The sequence below is a fragment of the Tistrella arctica genome, from assembly GCF_039630945.1.
GTDB classification, from domain to species: Bacteria; Pseudomonadota; Alphaproteobacteria; order Tistrellales; family Tistrellaceae; genus Tistrella; species Tistrella bauzanensis.
In genome coordinates this window covers 1-16,953 of record NZ_JBBKTV010000027.1, presented here as the reverse complement: position 1 = coordinate 16,953, position 16,953 = coordinate 1, and the positions used below count along the sequence as shown (strand labels likewise).

Annotated in this window: 13 protein-coding genes and 1 tRNA gene; all 14 read right to left on the bottom strand. The window is 64.6% G+C overall.

From position 1 onward, the window contains the following. The coding region (locus WG924_RS28020) for a GTP-binding protein (RefSeq protein WP_345935981.1) at window positions 1–127 on the bottom strand (127 nt) is incomplete at its 3' end. A 53-nt stretch (window positions 128–180) separates the two neighbouring features. After that, the gene (gene fusA / locus WG924_RS28015; RefSeq protein ID WP_345936333.1) at window positions 181–2,262 is read right to left on the bottom strand and encodes an elongation factor G; all 2,082 of its coding nucleotides are present in this window, start codon (window positions 2,260–2,262) and stop codon (window positions 181–183) included. Window positions 2,263–2,305: 43 nt separating this feature from the next. Next, window positions 2,306–2,776 (bottom strand): 30S ribosomal protein S7, encoded by a 471-nt coding sequence (rpsG, locus tag WG924_RS28010; RefSeq protein WP_188577939.1) that lies wholly within the window; start codon window positions 2,774–2,776, stop codon window positions 2,306–2,308. A 24-nt stretch (window positions 2,777–2,800) separates the two neighbouring features. Then, window positions 2,801–3,172 carry a 30S ribosomal protein S12 gene (rpsL, locus tag WG924_RS28005; protein ID WP_014746152.1) on the bottom strand — a complete coding sequence of 124 codons (372 nt, stop codon included), beginning with the start codon at window positions 3,170–3,172 and terminating at the stop codon, window positions 2,801–2,803. A 557-nt stretch (window positions 3,173–3,729) separates the two neighbouring features. Further along, window positions 3,730–7,968 carry a DNA-directed RNA polymerase subunit beta' gene (rpoC, locus tag WG924_RS28000; RefSeq protein ID WP_345936332.1) on the bottom strand — a complete coding sequence of 1,413 codons (4,239 nt, stop codon included), beginning with the start codon at window positions 7,966–7,968 and terminating at the stop codon, window positions 3,730–3,732. Between the two features lie 119 nt (window positions 7,969–8,087). Beyond that, window positions 8,088–12,176: a DNA-directed RNA polymerase subunit beta gene (gene rpoB / locus WG924_RS27995; protein WP_345936331.1), complete on the bottom strand. Its 4,089-nt coding sequence runs from the start codon at window positions 12,174–12,176 to the stop codon at window positions 8,088–8,090. A 650-nt stretch (window positions 12,177–12,826) separates the two neighbouring features. After that, window positions 12,827–13,198, bottom strand: a complete 372-nt coding sequence (gene rplL, locus WG924_RS27990; protein ID WP_345936330.1) for a 50S ribosomal protein L7/L12 — start codon at window positions 13,196–13,198, stop codon at window positions 12,827–12,829. 141 nt (window positions 13,199–13,339) lie between these two features. Next, window positions 13,340–13,861, bottom strand: a complete 522-nt coding sequence (gene rplJ, locus WG924_RS27985) for a 50S ribosomal protein L10 (protein ID WP_188577930.1) — start codon at window positions 13,859–13,861, stop codon at window positions 13,340–13,342. A 367-nt stretch (window positions 13,862–14,228) separates the two neighbouring features. Next, complete coding sequence (rplA, locus tag WG924_RS27980) at window positions 14,229–14,954, bottom strand: 50S ribosomal protein L1 (protein WP_345936329.1); 726 nt, start codon at window positions 14,952–14,954, stop codon at window positions 14,229–14,231. Between the two features lie 4 nt (window positions 14,955–14,958). Then, the gene (gene rplK, locus WG924_RS27975; RefSeq protein WP_345936328.1) at window positions 14,959–15,387 is read right to left on the bottom strand and encodes a 50S ribosomal protein L11; all 429 of its coding nucleotides are present in this window, start codon (window positions 15,385–15,387) and stop codon (window positions 14,959–14,961) included. 182 nt (window positions 15,388–15,569) lie between these two features. Further along, window positions 15,570–16,103: a transcription termination/antitermination protein NusG gene (gene nusG, locus WG924_RS27970; protein ID WP_188577925.1), complete on the bottom strand. Its 534-nt coding sequence runs from the start codon at window positions 16,101–16,103 to the stop codon at window positions 15,570–15,572. 20 nt (window positions 16,104–16,123) lie between these two features. Beyond that, the gene (gene secE / locus WG924_RS27965) at window positions 16,124–16,321 is read right to left on the bottom strand and encodes a preprotein translocase subunit SecE (protein ID WP_188577923.1); all 198 of its coding nucleotides are present in this window, start codon (window positions 16,319–16,321) and stop codon (window positions 16,124–16,126) included. Between the two features lie 78 nt (window positions 16,322–16,399). Further along, window positions 16,400–16,474: transfer RNA gene (locus tag WG924_RS27960), tRNA-Trp, on the bottom strand. Between the two features lie 362 nt (window positions 16,475–16,836). Beyond that, the coding region (locus WG924_RS27955) for an EF-Tu C-terminal domain-related protein (protein ID WP_493660859.1) at window positions 16,837–16,953 on the bottom strand (117 nt) is incomplete at its 5' end.

Below are 16,953 nucleotides of genomic sequence, written 5' to 3'. Positions count from 1 at the left end.
TCGCACCACCGGTCAGCGCCAGAACCTTCGTGATCGCAGCGGTCAGCGTCGTCTTGCCATGGTCCACGTGACCGATCGTGCCGATGTTCACGTGCGGCTTGCTGCGCTCGAACTTTTCCTTACCCATGGCCTTCGTCTCCGTCTTTCCAAACTATCTCAAACCGGTCGATGAGCCGCGGATCAGCCCGCGAACTTCGTCTTCACTTCGTCCGCAAGGTGCTGCGGAACCGGTTCGTAATGGTCAAACTGCATCGTGTACTGGGCGCGACCCTGCGACATGGAGCGCAACTGGTTCACATAACCGAACATGCTGGACAGCGGCACCATGGCATTCACGACGCGGGCATTGCCGCGGCTGTCCATGCTGGTGACCTGGCCACGGCGGCTGTTCAGATCGCCGATGATGTCGCCCATGTAGTCGTCGGGAGTGACAACCTCGACCTTCATGATCGGCTCAAGCAGCACCGGACGGCTCTTCGCCATGGCTTCACGGAACGCGGCCCGCGACGCGATTTCGAAGGCCAGCACCGAGCTGTCGACGTCATGATAGGCGCCGTCGATCAGCTGAGCCTGCAGGTCGACCACCGGGAAGCCCGCGATCACGCCGCTGCCCAGGCAGGACTCGATGCCCTTCTGGACGCCGGGGACGTATTCGCGCGGCACCGAACCGCCGACGATCTTGTTGGTGAACACGAAGCCTTCGGTGCCCTCGGTCGGCTCGAATTTCAGCTTCACCCGTGCGAACTGACCGGAACCGCCGGTCTGCTTCTTATGGGTGTAGTCGACTTCCACCGCCTGGCCGAAACGCTCGCGATAGGCCACCTGCGGCTGACCGACATTCGCCTCGACCTTGAATTCGCGGCGCATGCGATCGACGATGATCTCGAGATGGAGTTCACCCATCCCCTTGATCACGGTCTGGCCGCTCTCCTCGTCGGTCGACACGCGGAAGGACGGATCCTCCTGCGCCAGACGCGACAGGGCGAGGCCCATCTTCTCCTGGTCGCTCTTGGTCTTCGGCTCGACCGCAACCTCGATCACCGGATCCGGGAACTCCATACGCTCCAGGATGATCTTGGCATCCGAGGCGCAGATGGTGTCGCCGGTGGTGGTGCCCTTCATGCCGCAGAGCGCCACGATGTCGCCCGCACGGGCTTCCTTGACGTCTTCACGGCTGTTGGCATGCATCAGCAGCATGCGGCCGACGCGCTCGCGATCACCCTTGACGGTGTTGAGCACATAGGAACCGCTTTCCACCACACCCGAATAGATCCGGATATAGGTCAGCGAGCCAACGAAGGGGTCCGACATGATCTTGAAGGCCAGCGCCGAGAACGGCACGTCGTCGCGGCTCTCACGGGTCATGACGACCTCGGGGTCATCCACGGCGGTGCCATTGACCGGCGGCACGTCGGTCGGCGACGGCAGATAGTCGATGACGGCGTCGAGCAGCGGCTGAACGCCCTTGTTCTTGAAGGCGGAGCCGTTGATCACCGGCACGAACTGACGTGCGAGCGTGCCCTTGCGGACGCAGCGCTTCAGCGTGGCGATGTCGGGCTCGTTGCCTTCCAGATAGGCTTCCAACACGACGTCATCGGCTTCGACCGCGGTTTCGACCAGCTTCTGCCGGTACTCTTCCGCGCGGTCGGCCATGTCGGCCGGGATGTCGCGCTCCTCGAATTCGGCGCCGAGGTTCTCGTCCTTCCAGACGATCGCCTTCATCTTGATCAGATCGACGATGCCGGCATATTCCGCCTCGGAACCGATCGGCAGGCTGAGGACCAGGGGCACGGCGCCGAGCCGGTCGACCATCATGTCGACGCAGCGGTAGAAGTTGGCACCCATCCGATCCATCTTGTTGACGAAGCAGATGCGCGGAACCCGATACTTGTCCGCCTGGCGCCACACCGTTTCCGACTGCGGCTCAACGCCCGCGACACTGTCGAACACGGCGACCGCGCCGTCGAGAACGCGGAGCGAACGCTCCACCTCGATGGTGAAGTCAACGTGGCCCGGGGTGTCGATGATGTTGATCCGATGGTCGTTCCAGTAGCAGGTCGTCGCGGCCGACGTGATGGTGATGCCGCGCTCCTGCTCCTGTTCCATCCAGTCCATCGTGGCCGCACCCTCGTGCACCTCACCGATCTTGTGGGACCGGCCGGTGTAATAGAGGATGCGCTCGGTCGTCGTCGTCTTGCCGGCATCGATGTGCGCCATGATGCCGATGTTGCGGTAGGCCTCGATGGGCGTCGTGCGTGCCATGTTCGCGTCCAGGAAACTGGGGGTTTAAGAGACGGCCGACCCGTTACCAGCGATAATGCGAGAACGCCTTGTTGGCGTCCGCCATGCGGTGGGTATCTTCGCGCTTCTTGATTGCGGTGCCACGGCTCTGCGCGGCATCGAGCAGTTCACCGGCGAGACGCTCGACCGCAGTGTTCTCGGAACGATTGCGGGCGGCGGCGATCAGCCAGCGGATGGACAGGGCCTGGGCGCGATCGGGGCGAACCTCGACCGGCACCTGATAGGTGGCGCCACCGACACGGCGGCTCTTCACCTCGACCGAGGGGCGCACATTGTCGAGCGCCTCGTGGAAAACGCGCACGCCTTCCTGGCGGGTCTTCTGCTCGATCAGATCGAAGGCACCGTAGACGATCGCTTCCGCGACCGACTTCTTGCCGTCGTACATCAGCACGTTCATGAACTTGCTGACGACGGCGTCACCGAACTTCGGATCCGGAAGAATCTGACGCTTTTCGGCGGCATGACGACGGGACATGGGATCAACCTCTCCTGGGCCGGATTACTTCGGCCGCTTCGCGCCGTACTTCGAACGACGCTGACGACGATTCTTGACGCCCTGGGTATCCAGCGTGCCGCGAAGGATGTGGTAGCGCACGCCGGGGAGGTCCTTGACGCGACCGCCGCGGATCAGCACGACCGAGTGCTCCTGAAGGTTGTGACCTTCACCCGGAATGTAGCTCGTGACCTCGAAGCTGTTGGTCAGGCGCACGCGCGCCACCTTACGAAGCGCCGAGTTCGGCTTCTTCGGGGTGGTGGTGTACACGCGGGTGCAGACACCACGCTTCTGGGGGCATGCCTCAAGGGCAGGCACCTTGTTCCGATCCACCGGCGCCAGGCGCGGCTTGCGGATCAGCTGATTGATTGTGGGCATCCAATCGGTCCCGCTAAACTTTTGGCCTTGCGGCCACACAAAAACGATCGGAGGGCAGAGCCGCTTTTCCGCCAACGGCACAAATGCCGGCTCGGAAAAGGCTTTGCCTTCCGGGGGCTGTCTTCGCCGGCCCCTACGGCATGGACGGTGCTGTATGGTGTGCCGCGTCAGAGACGCAGCGTCTTCGGAGCCCACACGCCAGCTCCCGAAGTGAGCGCGCATACTAGTTGCGCCCCCTCCATTGGTCAACCCCAAAAGGCTTGACCTGCAAGGGTTTCCGGGTCTTGGCGGAATCCTCAGGGATCGTGCGGGACTGGCGCCGGATTCATCCCGTCGGCCCCTCCTCAACCCTCCGGATGCATGCGCCCCCTGCGTCATCCGCAATGCAGGCCGTCTCGCCGCCCCGGTCTTTGTCGCCCCGCGCCTGCCCGCACATGAAGCGACCCCGCCGGCCACCCGAAGAGGTCGGGGACAGGCGGGGTCGTCTCGATCAGGTCACGGCACCCCTCGCGGGGCGTCATGCCGGCCTTCCGGTCGGGGTCAGTGCGTCATCAGCGTCACTCGGCAGCGCCGGAGACGTCGGCCGCGGTCAGCGCCTGCGAGGCGTCTTCCGGGCCATGCTTGTCCAGCAGTGCCTTGTCACGGTTGGCGGCGATCGACTTCAGCCGATTGACCGCGGCACCGGTGCCGGCCGGGATCAGGCGGCCGACGATGACGTTCTCCTTCAAGCCGTCCAGCGTGTCCATCTTGCCGGCCGTGGCCGCCTCGGTGAGCACGCGGGTGGTTTCCTGGAACGAGGCCGCGGAGATGAACGACCGGGTCAGCAGCGAGGCCTTGGTGATGCCCTGCAGCACCGGCTCGGCACGCGCTTCGCGCATGTCGGGCAGACGCTCGCCGCCCTCGCCCAGCAGTCGCTCGGCATTGCGGTTGCGGACGCGGTTGTTGATCTGGTCGAACTCGAACCGGTCGACCTGCTCGCCGAGCAGGAAGGTGGTGTCGCCCGCATCCAGGATCTCGACCTTCTGCAGCATCTGGCGGACGATCACCTCGATGTGCTTGTCGTTGATCTTCACGCCCTGCAGCCGGTAGACCTCCTGGATCTCGTTGATCAGATAGGAGGCCAGCTCCTCGACACCCAGCACGCGCAGGATGTCGTGGGGCACCGGGTTGCCGTCCATCAGCAGGTCGCCGCGGCGGACATAGTCGCCTTCCTGGACCGTCAGATGCTTGCCCTTCGGCACCAGATACTCGCGTGCCTCCTGGTCCGCCTCGTCCGGCACGATCAGGATGCGGCGCTTGCTCTTGTAGTCGCGACCGAATTCCACCTTGCCCTGGATTTCCGCGATGACCGCATGATCCTTGGGCTTGCGGGCCTCGAACAGCTCGGCGACGCGCGGCAGACCACCGGTGATGTCGCGCGTCTTGCTGCTCTCACGCGGGATACGCGCCAGAACGTCGCCGGCATTCACCTTCTGGCCATTCTCGACCGACAGCACGGCATCCACACTCATAAAATAGCGGGCTTCCATGCCGTTCGGCAGGGTCAGAACCTCACCCTGCGCGTCACGCAGAGTGATACGCGGCCGCAGATCCGCACCGCGGGGCTGCTGACGCCAGTCGATCACCACCTTGTTGGCGATGCCGGTGGCTTCGTCCATCCGTTCCAGCAGCGAGATGCTGTCGACCAGATCGACGTAATGCGCGACACCCGTCGTCTCGGTGATGATCGGCACCGTATACGGATCCCAGTCGGCCAGTTTCTGGCCGGCGGTCACCATCTGGCCCTCGTCGACGAACAGACGACCACCATAAGGCACCTTGTGGCGGGCCTTTTCGCGGCCGTCCTCGGCCAGCAGCACCACTTCGAGGTTACGGGCCATGACGACCAGGGCACCCTGGCTGTCCTTGACCACGTTGCGGTTCACCACCTGCACGCGGCCTTCGTAATTGGCCTCGATGCTGGACACGACCGCGCCACGCTGGGCGGCGCCGCCGATATGGAAGGTCCGCATGGTGAGCTGCGTGCCCGGCTCGCCGATCGACTGCGCCGCGATGACGCCGACCGCCTCACCGATGTTCACCTTGGTGCCACGGGCCAGATCGCGGCCATAGCAGGCGCCGCAGACGCCGTGCCCGCTCTCGCAGGTCAGCACCGAGCGGATGCGGATCGCCTCGACACCGGCGGTCTCGACGCGCTCGACGACCGCCTCGTCGATCAGTTCGCCGGCGGCGACCACCACCGCACCCGTCGAGGGATGGGTGACGGCCTCGGCGGCGGTCCGGCCCAGGATGCGATCGGACAGGGTCTCGATGACCACGCCGCCGTCGATGACGGCGCGGGTCATCAGGCCCTGCTCGGTGCCGCAATCTTCCTCGGTGATGACGCAATCCTGCGCCACATCGACGAGACGGCGGGTGAGGTAACCCGAGTTCGCGGTCTTGAGCGCCGTATCGGCCAGGCCCTTACGTGCGCCATGGGTGGAGTTGAAGTATTCGAGAACCGACAGGCCCTCTTTGAAGTTCGCGATGATCGGCGTCTCGATGATTTCGCCCGAGGGCTTGGCCATCAGGCCGCGCATACCCGCAAGCTGCTTCATCTGGGCCGCCGAACCACGGGCGCCGGAATGCGCCATCATATAGATCGAGTTCATGTGGCGCGGGCTTTTGGCCGGCCCCTCCTGACCCTGACCCGAGATGACCCGCATCATGGCGTCCGCGACCTGATCGGTGCACTTCGCCCAGGCGTCGACGACCTTGTTGTACTTCTCGCCCTTGGTGATCAGGCCTTCCTGATACTGGGTCTCGTACTGCTTCACCTCTTCGGTGGTGACACTGACCAGTTCCGCCTTCTCGGACGGCACGATCATGTCGTCCTTGCCGAACGAGATGCCGGCGCGCGCCGCGCGGCGGAAGCCGAGCGCCATCAGCCGGTCGCAGAAAATCACCGTTTCCTTCTGACCGCAGTGGCGGTAGACGGCATCGATGACGTTGGTGATTTCCTTCTTGGTCAGAACCCGGTTGATCAGATCGAACTTGATCCGAGGGTTCCGCGGCAGGATCTCGGACAGCAGCATGCGGCCCGGGGTCGCGTCCACGATGACCGTGATCGGATTGTTGTCGTCATCGACCGTGCGATAGCGGCAACGGATCTTGGCATGCAGGCTGACCACGCCGGCGTCGAGCGCCTGATCGATCTCGCCCACATCCGCGAAGGTCATGCCCTCGCCCTGTTCATTGTCGCCGACCTGGGTCTGATAATAGAGCCCGAGCACGATGTCCTGCGACGGCACGATGATCGGCTTGCCGTTGGCCGGGCTCAGGATGTTGTTGGTCGACATCATGAGCACGCGGGCTTCGAGCTGCGCCTCGATCGACAGCGGCACGTGAACCGCCATCTGGTCGCCGTCGAAGTCGGCGTTGAACGCCGAGCAGACCAGCGGATGCAGCTGGATCGCCTTGCCTTCGATCAGCACCGGCTCGAACGCCTGAATGCCCAGACGATGCAGGGTCGGCGCGCGGTTCAGGAACACCGGATGTTCGCGGATCACCTCGTCGAGAACGTCCCAGACTTCCGGACGCTCCTTCTCGACCATGCGCTTCGCCGCCTTGATGGTGGTGGCGAGGCCATAGAGTTCGAGCTTCGAGTAGATGAACGGCTTGAACAGCTCCAGCGCCATCTTCTTCGGCAGGCCGCACTGATGGAGCTTCAGCTCCGGGCCCACCACGATGACCGAGCGGCCCGAATAGTCGACGCGCTTGCCGAGCAGGTTCTGACGGAACCGGCCCTGCTTGCCCTTCAGCATGTCGGACAGCGACTTCAGCGGCCGCTTGTTGGCGCCGGTGATGACGCGACCGCGACGGCCGTTGTCGAACAGGGCGTCGACCGCTTCCTGGAGCATGCGCTTTTCGTTGCGCACGATGATGTCGGGCGCGCGCAGTTCCAGCAGCCGCTTCAGGCGGTTGTTGCGGTTGATCACCCGGCGGTACAGGTCGTTCAGGTCCGAGGTTGCGAAGCGGCCGCCATCCAGCGGCACCAGCGGGCGCAGATCCGGCGGGATGACCGGCACGACCTCAAGAATCATCCACTCGGGCCGGTTTTCCGACTCGATGAACGATTCCAGAAGCTTCAGCCGCTTCACCAGCTTCTTGCGCTTGGCCTCCGAACTGGTCTCGACCAGTTCGACCCGCATCTCGTCGCTTTCGCGGTCGAGATCGAGCTGCTTCAGCATGTCGCGGATGGCTTCGGCGCCGATGCCGGCCTGGAAACTGTCCGGACCGTATTCTTCCTGCGCCCGCATGAACTGCTCTTCCGTCAGCAGTTGATGCTGCTTGAGCGGGGTGAGGCCGGGTTCCATCACCACGTAATTCTCGAAATAGAGAACCCGTTCGATGTCCTTCAGCGTCATGTCGAGCAGCAGGCCGATGCGCGACGGCAGCGACTTCAGGAACCAGATATGGGCAACGGGCGAGGCCAGTTCGATATGGCCCATGCGCTCGCGCCGCACCTTGGCCTGAATGACCTCGACGCCGCACTTCTCGCAGACGATGCCGCGATGCTTCATGCGCTTGTACTTGCCGCACAAGCACTCATAGTCCTTGATCGGACCGAAGATGCGCGCGCAGAACAGGCCGTCCCGCTCGGGCTTGAACGTGCGGTAGTTGATCGTCTCGGGCTTCTTGACCTCGCCATACGACCAGGACCGGATCTTCTCCGGGCTGGCGATGGAGATCCGGATCGCGTCGAAGGACTGCGCCCCCGAACCGAAGCCGAACAGATTGAGCACGTCATTGTTCATGGGAAAGTCGCTCTCCCTTAGCGCGGCTTCCGCAGGATCTGCGGAGTGCGGACGGCGCGACGGGCGGATATGGCAGCCATATCCATCCGCCGCGCCGGAGATCGGCCGGGCCGATGGCGTCAGTCGTTCCGGACCAGTTCGACATCGAGGCCGAGGGCCTGGATTTCCTTGACGAGCACGTTGAAGCTCTCAGGGATACCCGCCTCGAAGGTGTCGTCACCCTTGACGATCGCCTCGTAGATCTTGGTACGGCCGGAAACGTCGTCGGATTTCACCGTCAGCATTTCCTGGAGCGTATAGGCGGCGCCATAGGCCTGGAGCGCCCACACTTCCATTTCACCGAACCGCTGACCGCCGAAATGCGCCTTGCCGCCCAGCGGCTGCTGGGTGACGAGGCTGTAGGGGCCGATGGACCGGGCGTGGATCTTGTCGTCGACCAGATGGTGCAGCTTCAGCATATAGATGTAGCCGACCGTGACCTTGCGGTCGAAGGGCTCGCCCGTCCGGCCGTCGATCAACTGGACCTGACCGGAGCTGTCGAGCCCGGCCTCTTCCAGCATGCGCACCACATCCGCCTCGTTGGCACCGTCGAACACCGGCGTCGCCATCGGCACGCCGCGCTTCAGGTTGCCGGCCAGCTCCATCAGGTCGGGCTCGGACATGTCGTCGATCTCGCGGCAATCGCTCTCACGCTCATAGACGTGCTTGAGATAGCCACGCAGGTCGTCGGTGGTCTGGCCGCGGCCCATTTCCTCGACGATCTTGCCGATCTTGCGACCGAGCCCGGCCGAGGCCCAGCCCAGATGCGTTTCCAGGATCTGACCGACATTCATGCGGCTGGGCACGCCCAGCGGGTTCAGCACGATGTCGACATTGCCGCCATCTTCCAGATAGGGCATGTCCTCGATCGGCATGATCCGCGAGATGACGCCCTTGTTGCCATGACGGCCGGCCATCTTGTCGCCGGGCTGAAGCTTGCGCTTCACGGCGATGAAGACCTTGACCATCTTGAGCACGCCGGGCGGCAGCTCGTCGCCGCGCTGCAGCTTCTCGACCTTGTTCTCGAAGCGCTTCTGAAGCAGATCGACCCGCTGGTCGAGCTGCTTCTTCACCGCCTCGATATCGACCATCCGCGCCTCGTCGGCGACGGCGATCTGCCACCACTGGCCACGGGTGAAGCTGCCCAGCACCTCGTCGGTGATGATCTCACCGGCGCGGATGCCGCGCGGGCCGCCGACGATCTTCTGACCGTCGAGCAGATCGCGGAGCTGGCGATAGGCGTTGCGTTCCAGAATCGCGCGTTCGTCGTCGCGGTCCTTGGCCAGACGGTCGATCTCTTCACGCTCGATCGCCAGGGCGCGCTGGTCCTTGTCGACGCCGCGACGCGAGAACACCCGCACCTCGACGACCGTGCCGGTCACCCCCGGCGGGACACGCAGCGAGGTGTCGCGGACATTCGCCGCCTTCTCGCCGAAGATCGCGCGCAGCAGCTTTTCTTCCGGGGTCATCGGGCTTTCGCCCTTGGGCGTGACCTTACCGACCAGGATGTCGCCGGCCTTCACTTCGGCCCCGATATAGGTGATGCCGGCCTCGTCCAGATTGCGGAGGCCTTCCTCACCGACATTCGGGATGTCGCGGGTGATTTCCTCAGGGCCCAGCTTCGTGTCACGGGCCATCACCTCGAATTCCTCGATATGGATCGAGGTGAAGACATCGTCCGAGACGATGCGTTCCGAGATGAGGATCGAGTCCTCGAAGTTGTAGCCCATCCACGGCATGAACGCGACGAGCACGTTCCGGCCGAGGGCGAGGTCGCCAAGTTCGGTCGACGGGCCATCGGCGATGATGTCGCCGGCCACGATCTTCTCACCCACCTTCACCAGCGGACGCTGATTGATGCAGGTGTTCTGGTTCGAGCGCTGGAACTTCGACAGCTTGTAGATGTCGACGCCGTTGGTGGCGCCGTCACCATCGGTGACGCGGATCACGATACGGGTCGCATCGACCTGATCGATCACGCCACCCCGGCGCGCGGCCAGGGCCACGCCCGAATCGCGGGCCACGATCGGCTCGATGCCGGTGCCGACCAGCGGCGCCTCCGAGCGGATCAGCGGCACCGCCTGACGCTGCATGTTCGAGCCCATCAGCGCGCGGTTCGCGTCGTCGTTCTCGAGGAACGGGATCAGCGAGGCCGCGACCGACACCAGCTGCTTGGGCGAGACGTCGATATGCGTGATCTGTTCACGCGGCGACATCACGAATTCACCCATCTCGCGGCAGGTGACCAGTTCGCTGGTGAAACGGCCCTCTTCGTCAAGATCCGCATTCGCCTGCGCGATCGTGTAGCGGCCTTCCTCCATCGCCGACAGGTACACGACCTCGTCGCTGACGCGACCGTCGATCACCTTGCGATAGGGGCTTTCGATGAAGCCGTATTTGTTCACCCGCGCATAGGTGGCCAGGCTGTTGATCAGACCGATATTCGGGCCTTCCGGCGTCTCGATCGGGCAGATGCGGCCGTAATGCGTCGGATGAATGTCGCGGACTTCGAAGCCGGCGCGTTCACGGGTCAGACCGCCTGGGCCCAGGGCCGACAGGCGGCGCTTATGGGTGATCTCGGACAGCGGATTGGTCTGGTCCATGAACTGCGACAGCTGCGACGAGCCAAAGAATTCACGCACCGCGGCGGCGGCCGGCTTGGCGTTGATCAGGTCGTGCGGCATGACCGACTCGATGTCGACCGAGCCCATCCGCTCCTTGATCGCCCGCTCCATGCGCAGCAGACCGATGCGGTACTGGTTCTCCATCAGCTCGCCGACCGACCGCACGCGACGGTTGCCGAGATGATCGATGTCGTCGATCTCGCCCTTGCCGTCCTTCAGATCGACCAGGGTCTTGATCACCGCGAGAATATCCTCGCGGCGCAGAACCCGGACGCTGTCGTCGGTATCGAGGCTGAGGCGCATGTTCATCTTCACCCGGCCGACGGCCGAGAGATCATAGCGCTCGCTGTCGAAGAACAGGCTCTCGAACAGGGCCTCGGCGGTCTCAGGGGTCGGCGGCTCGCCCGGGCGCATCACCCGGTAGATGTTCATCAGCGCTTCGTCGCGGGTGTCGTTGCGGTCCAGCATCAACGTGTTGCGCATATAGGCGCCGATGTTGATGTGGTCGATCGCCAGCGTCGGCAGGCGGGTGATGCCCAGCTCTTCCAGCTTCACCAGATGCTCGGCGGTCAGCTCGTCGCCCGCCTCGACCAGCACTTCGCCGGTATTTTCATCGATGATGTCTTCGCCGGCATAGGCGCCGATCAGGTCTTCCGGCGACACCAGGAACGACTTCAGACCGCTTTCAACCAGCTTGCGGATCACCCGCGGCGCCAGCTTGCGACCGGCCTCAGCGACGACCTCGCCGGTCTCGGCGTCGATCAGGTCGCGGGCCAGCTTGATGCCGCGCAGCCGCTCTTCCGCGAACGGCGTCTGCCAGCCCTTGGCGCTGCGTTCATAGACGATGGTGTTGTAGAAGGTCGACAGCACCTGCTCGTTGTTGAAACCGAGCGCGCGCAGCAGCGTGGTCGACGGCAGCTTGCGACGCCGGTCGATCCGCACATAGACCAGATCCTTCGCGTCGAACTCGAAGTCGAGCCAGGAACCGCGATAGGGAATGATACGCGCCGCATAGAGCAGCTTGCCCGATGCATGGGTCTTGCCACGGTCATGGTCGAAGAACACGCCGGGCGACCGGTGCATCTGGCTGACGATGACCCGCTCGGTGCCGTTGACGATAAAGGTGCCCTTGTCCGTCATGAGCGGCATATCGCCCATGTAGACGTCCTGCTCCTTGATGTCGCGGATCGACCGGGCGCCGGTGTCTTCGTCGATGTCCCACACGACCAGACGCAGCGTCACCTTCAGCGGCGCGGCGAAGGTCATGCCGCGCTGCTGGCATTCCTCGACATCGAACTTGGGGGTCTCAAGCTCGTACCGCACAAACTCCAAAGTCGCGCGGTCGGAGAAGTCCTTGATCGGGAAAACCGACTTGAACACGCCCTGCAAGCCGCTGTCCGGGCGCTGGGCCGGATCGGCGTCGAGCTGAAGGAACTGATCGTACGACTTCTTCTGGACCTCGATCAGGTTCGGCAGCGTCGTGACTTCGGGAATGCGACCGAAGCTCTTCCGAACGCGCTTGCGACCCGTAAACGAGTATGCCATCGTCGTTCCTCTCGAACCGTTTTTCTACGGCGTCAGCGCCGTCAATTCATGCGCTCGCCCCGATCGCGGGATCCCGGCATATATCCGGCCATCCCCGATCGGTCGATCCAGCACTCATCGCCCTCTAAGGCAGTCGGACTGCGTCGGGCAGACCGTCGGACAGACCCTGGCTGACGAAAACGGCCGGCACTCGCCGACATGCATGCGCACGTCGCGATGAGCCGACCAGCCATCCATCATCAAGTCCCGTTGCGTGCCCGCCCATGACGGGATCGCGTCCTCCGCCGAGGGACGATCGCCTGCATGTCGCCGCCGGTTTCCCGTTGGCCGATACGCAAGCGGTTGCGGCGCCATGCCGGATCCCGCATGACGCCCGATGAAACCCGTAAGTAGATGCCGTTTGAGTCCAGCCTGCCGCGGTGCCAAAGCTGCCTGTCACTACTTGCGAGCCTGGAAATATACCCGAACCACCCCTGGGATGGAAGCACTTTCTGCACAGCCTCAACCGCCCCACGAGGAGGGACGGGCGACCACATCCGGGCAAGGCAACGCCGCCCGCCCCGGAACCGGGATCGGGCGGCGCAGCGGCCGCCGGTCGCGAAGACCGGCGGCCGGATCGCTCCGAAGGAGCGGTACGCAAGTCGGCGTGATTACTTCACGTCGACCTTGGCACCGGCCTCTTCCAGCTTCTTCTTGATGGTAGCGGCCTCGTCCTTGGTCACCGCTTCCTTCACCGCCTTCGGCGCGCCTTCGACCAGATCCTTGGCTTCCTTCAGGCCAAGGCCGGTGATGGCACGGACTTCCTTGATGACGTTGATCTTCTTGTCACCGGCGTCGGTGAGGATCACGTCGAACTCGGTCTTCTCCTCGACCGGGGCAGCGGCCTCGGCGACGGCGGCGACGGCGGCGACCGGGGCCGCGGCGGACACGCCCCACTTCTCTTCGAGCAGCTTCGACAGCTCGGCGGCCTCGATCACGGTGAGGGCGGACAGCTCGTCAACAAGGCGATTGAGATCGGCCATTTTCGTAACTCCTGAACTTCGATCCGGGTGATCCAGCCGTCAGAGCCAGGGTCCGGCGCCGTGGGGCTGCCGGTCCATATGCGCCGTGATGGCGGCTGGTCATGATGATGTCTGTACGTCCGGGGAAAGGCTGCCTGACAATCAGGCTGCCTCCTGGTCCTTCTCGGCATAGGCCTTGAGGACCCGGGCAACCTGGGCGCCGGGGGCCTGCAGCACACCGACGATGCGGCTTGCCGGTGCCTGAAGCACACCGATGAGCTTGCCGCGCAGTTCGTCGAGCGACGGCAGGTCCGCGAGGGCCTTGATGCCGGCGGCGTCGAGGGACTGACCGATGATGCCGCCGCCGACGACCACGAGCTTGTCGTTGGTCTTGGCGAACTTCATCACGGCCTTGGCCGCCGCCACCGGATCCGCCGACACCGCAATGGCGGTCGGACCGTTGAACAGCGGGGTGATGTCCTCGAAAGCCGTTCCCTGGAGTGCCAGGCGGGCGAGCGTGTTCTTGGTGACCTTGAAGGATGCGCCGACTTCACGCATCCCAAGCCGCAGCCGGGTGGACTCAGCCACCGTCAGGCCCCGGTAATGGGTCACCACCACGACGCCCGCGGACGTGAAGGACTGGCGCAGTTGGGCGACCAGCTCTTCCTTGCTTGCACGATCCACGGTTCGTCTCCGCGTGTGGGTTACCATGTGATGCGGCGTCCCCCTGCCCCATCCCGCCCGGCAGATGCCCGGCGGGTGGCGACATGGCTGGCCGCATCACGGCTCGGTGGTGCCTTGCGGCACCGTCCGCACCTGCCGCGAGTTTGCGAACCGCCCGGATCGGCCGTGTAGACGGGCCGTGCCGGATCGATTTCTCGCCGTCTGGACAGGCGGGGTCGCCCCCTTTAGGCCCCGGTCACCCGGGGCACCTGCCGTCTCGGACAGGACGGTCTCTGGTCGCCGGCAGCCGATCCCGAAAGATCAGTGGCCGGCGGAAACGCGTGCCGTGCGGTGGGCTGGACACCGCCGCACGGCAGATCAGCCATGATCAGGCAGCGTTGCCGCCGCGCGGATCCTGCTGGGTCGAGAAGTTGGCCACGTCGACGCGGACACCCGGCCCCATGGTGGAGCTGAGCGCCACCCGGCGGAGATAGGTGCCCTTGGCGCCGGTCGGCTTGGCCTTGACCAGCGCATCCACGAAGGCGCGGATGTTCTGGATCAGGGCGGCCTCGTCGAAGCTTGCCTTGCCGACGCCGCCATGGATGATGCCGGCCTTCTCGACGCGGAATTCAACCTGACCGGCCTTGGCGGCCTTGACCGCATCGGCGACGTTCGGGGTGACCGTGCCGAGCTTCGGGTTCGGCATCAGACCGCGGGGGCCGAGGACGCGGCCCAGACGGCCGACGATCGGCATCATGTCCGGGGTCGCGATCGCGCGCTCGAAGTCGATCTTGCCGCCGAGGATCTCTTCGGCCAGATCTTCCGCGCCGACAACGTCGGCGCCGGCCGCACGGGCCTCTTCAGCCTTGTCGCCGCGGGCGAACACCGCCACGCGGACGCTCTTGCCGGTGCCGTTGGGCAGCAGCACCACGCCACGGACCATCTGGTCGGCATGGCGCGGATCAACACCCAGGCCGACCGCAACCTCGACGGTCTCGTCGAACTTCGCGGACGCATTGGCCTTCACCATCGCCACCGCCTCGTCGAGCCCGTAGAGGGTCTCGCGATCGACGGTCGCGCGGGCCTGCTTCAGTCGCTTGCCGTGGAACGCCATCAGATCACTCCACCACCACGAGGCCCATGGAACGGGCCGAGCCCTTCACCATCTGAACCGCGCCGTCGAGATCGGTCGCGTTCAGGTCGACCATCTTCTCTTCGGCGATCTTGGCGATCTGCTCCAGAGTGATGGAACCGGCCTCGGCCTTGCCGGGGGTGGCACCGCCCTTGGAAATGCCGGCGGCCTTCTTGATATAGTAGGAAACCGGCGGCTTCTTCATGATGAAGGTGAAGCTGCGGTCCTGGTAGGCCGTGATGACCACCGGGATCGGCATGCCGACTTCCATACCCTGGGTCTGCGCGTTGAACGCCTTGCAGAACTCCATGATGTTCAGGCCGCGCTGACCCAGCGCGGGGCCGATCGGCGGCGAGGGGTTCGCCTTGCCGGCCGGCACCTGAAGCCGGACATAGCCGGTAATCTTCTTTGCCATGTGTCTGGACCCTTCTTGTCAGACAGGGGTAGCGGTCGCAGGCCCTGGCCGGACCTCCCGCTGATCGTCGCCGCCAGCCCCTGCGGGCCAGACGGATGCCGGCCCGTGCGGGCCGAACGGATGCGGGCGACGCAGCGCCTTGCGGCCCCGCCTCGCCCGAAACTTGTTGTCTGGCTCTCGCCTCAGACCTTCTCGACCTGAGAGAATTCCAGCTCCACCGGGGTCGAGCGGCCGAAGATCGACACGGCGACCTTGAGCCGCGACCGCTCGTCGTCGACATCCTCGACGACACCGTTGAACGAGGTGAAGGGGCCGTCCGAGACCCGGACCTGCTCGCCGATCTCGAAGGTGATCGACGGCTTCGGGCGCTCGACGCCTTCCTTGACCTGATTGATGATCCGGTCGGCTTCCGCCTGGGTGATCGGCACCGGGCGGGTGCCGCCGCCGCCCAGGAAGCCGGTCACCTTCGGGGTGTCCTTGACCAGATGCCAGGTGTCGTCGGTCAGCTCCATCTTCACCAGCACATAGCCGGGGAAGAACTTGCGCTCGGTGTTGACCTTCACGCCGCGACGGACCTCGACGATATCCTCGGACGGCACCAGGACCTCTTCAAGCAGGCCTTCCATGCCCTTGCGGACAGCCTGTTCGCGGATCGACTGGGCGACCTTCTTCTCGAAGCCCGAATAGACGTGGATGATGTACCAGTTGCTCGCCATGGTGCCGTCTCCGATGAAGGTCAGGCGCCGAGGCCGAGAATCAACCGCACGCCCCAGGCGATCACCTGATCGGCGGCGAAGAAGAACATCGCCGCGACGAACACCATCACGAAGACGGTGGCGGTGGTGATCAGCGTTTCCTTGCGGGTCGGCCAGGTCACGCGGCGCGCTTCCTGACGAACCTGGCGCACGAATTCGCCGGGGGATGTCTTGGCCATGGCTACTCTGTTCCGGATCTGCCGCCGATCAGATCGACGGCCGTGAGGTCAGGCGCACGCACGCACGGACGACAAGGATGGCAGGAGTGGAGGGACTCGAACCCCCAGCCCCCGGTTTTGGAGACCGGTGCTCTACCATTGAGCTACACTCCTACACCGCCGCGCGGATCGCACCCGGTTGCCCGGACACATCGCGCCCTTCAAAGATCACGGCCTGCCCGAAGGACAGATCCCGACCCGACAGACCAGATGTCTCAGGCGGGCAAGGATCACCGTCATCCGCAGGTGCGGACGGGCCATCCTTCTAGCGCGTCATGCCCCGCTTGTCGAGGGGCTTTCGACAGCATTTTGCCCGGAAATGCGCGACATGCCGACGGTGGGCGTCATGCCATGAACATCCCCGGAGCGCCGCGCCGAAATGCCGCGGCCCCCGCCCGGCACGAAGCCTGGCAGGGGCCGCAGAACCAGGGCCCGACGGTCCGCGAACGGCCCGCCGGGCTTAATCTTACCATTGATCAGGCGATGACCTTGGCGACGACGCCGGCGCCGACGGTGCGGCCACCTTCGCGGATCGCGAAGCGCAGGCCCTCATCCATGGCGATCGGCGAGATCAGCTTGACCATGACCGACAC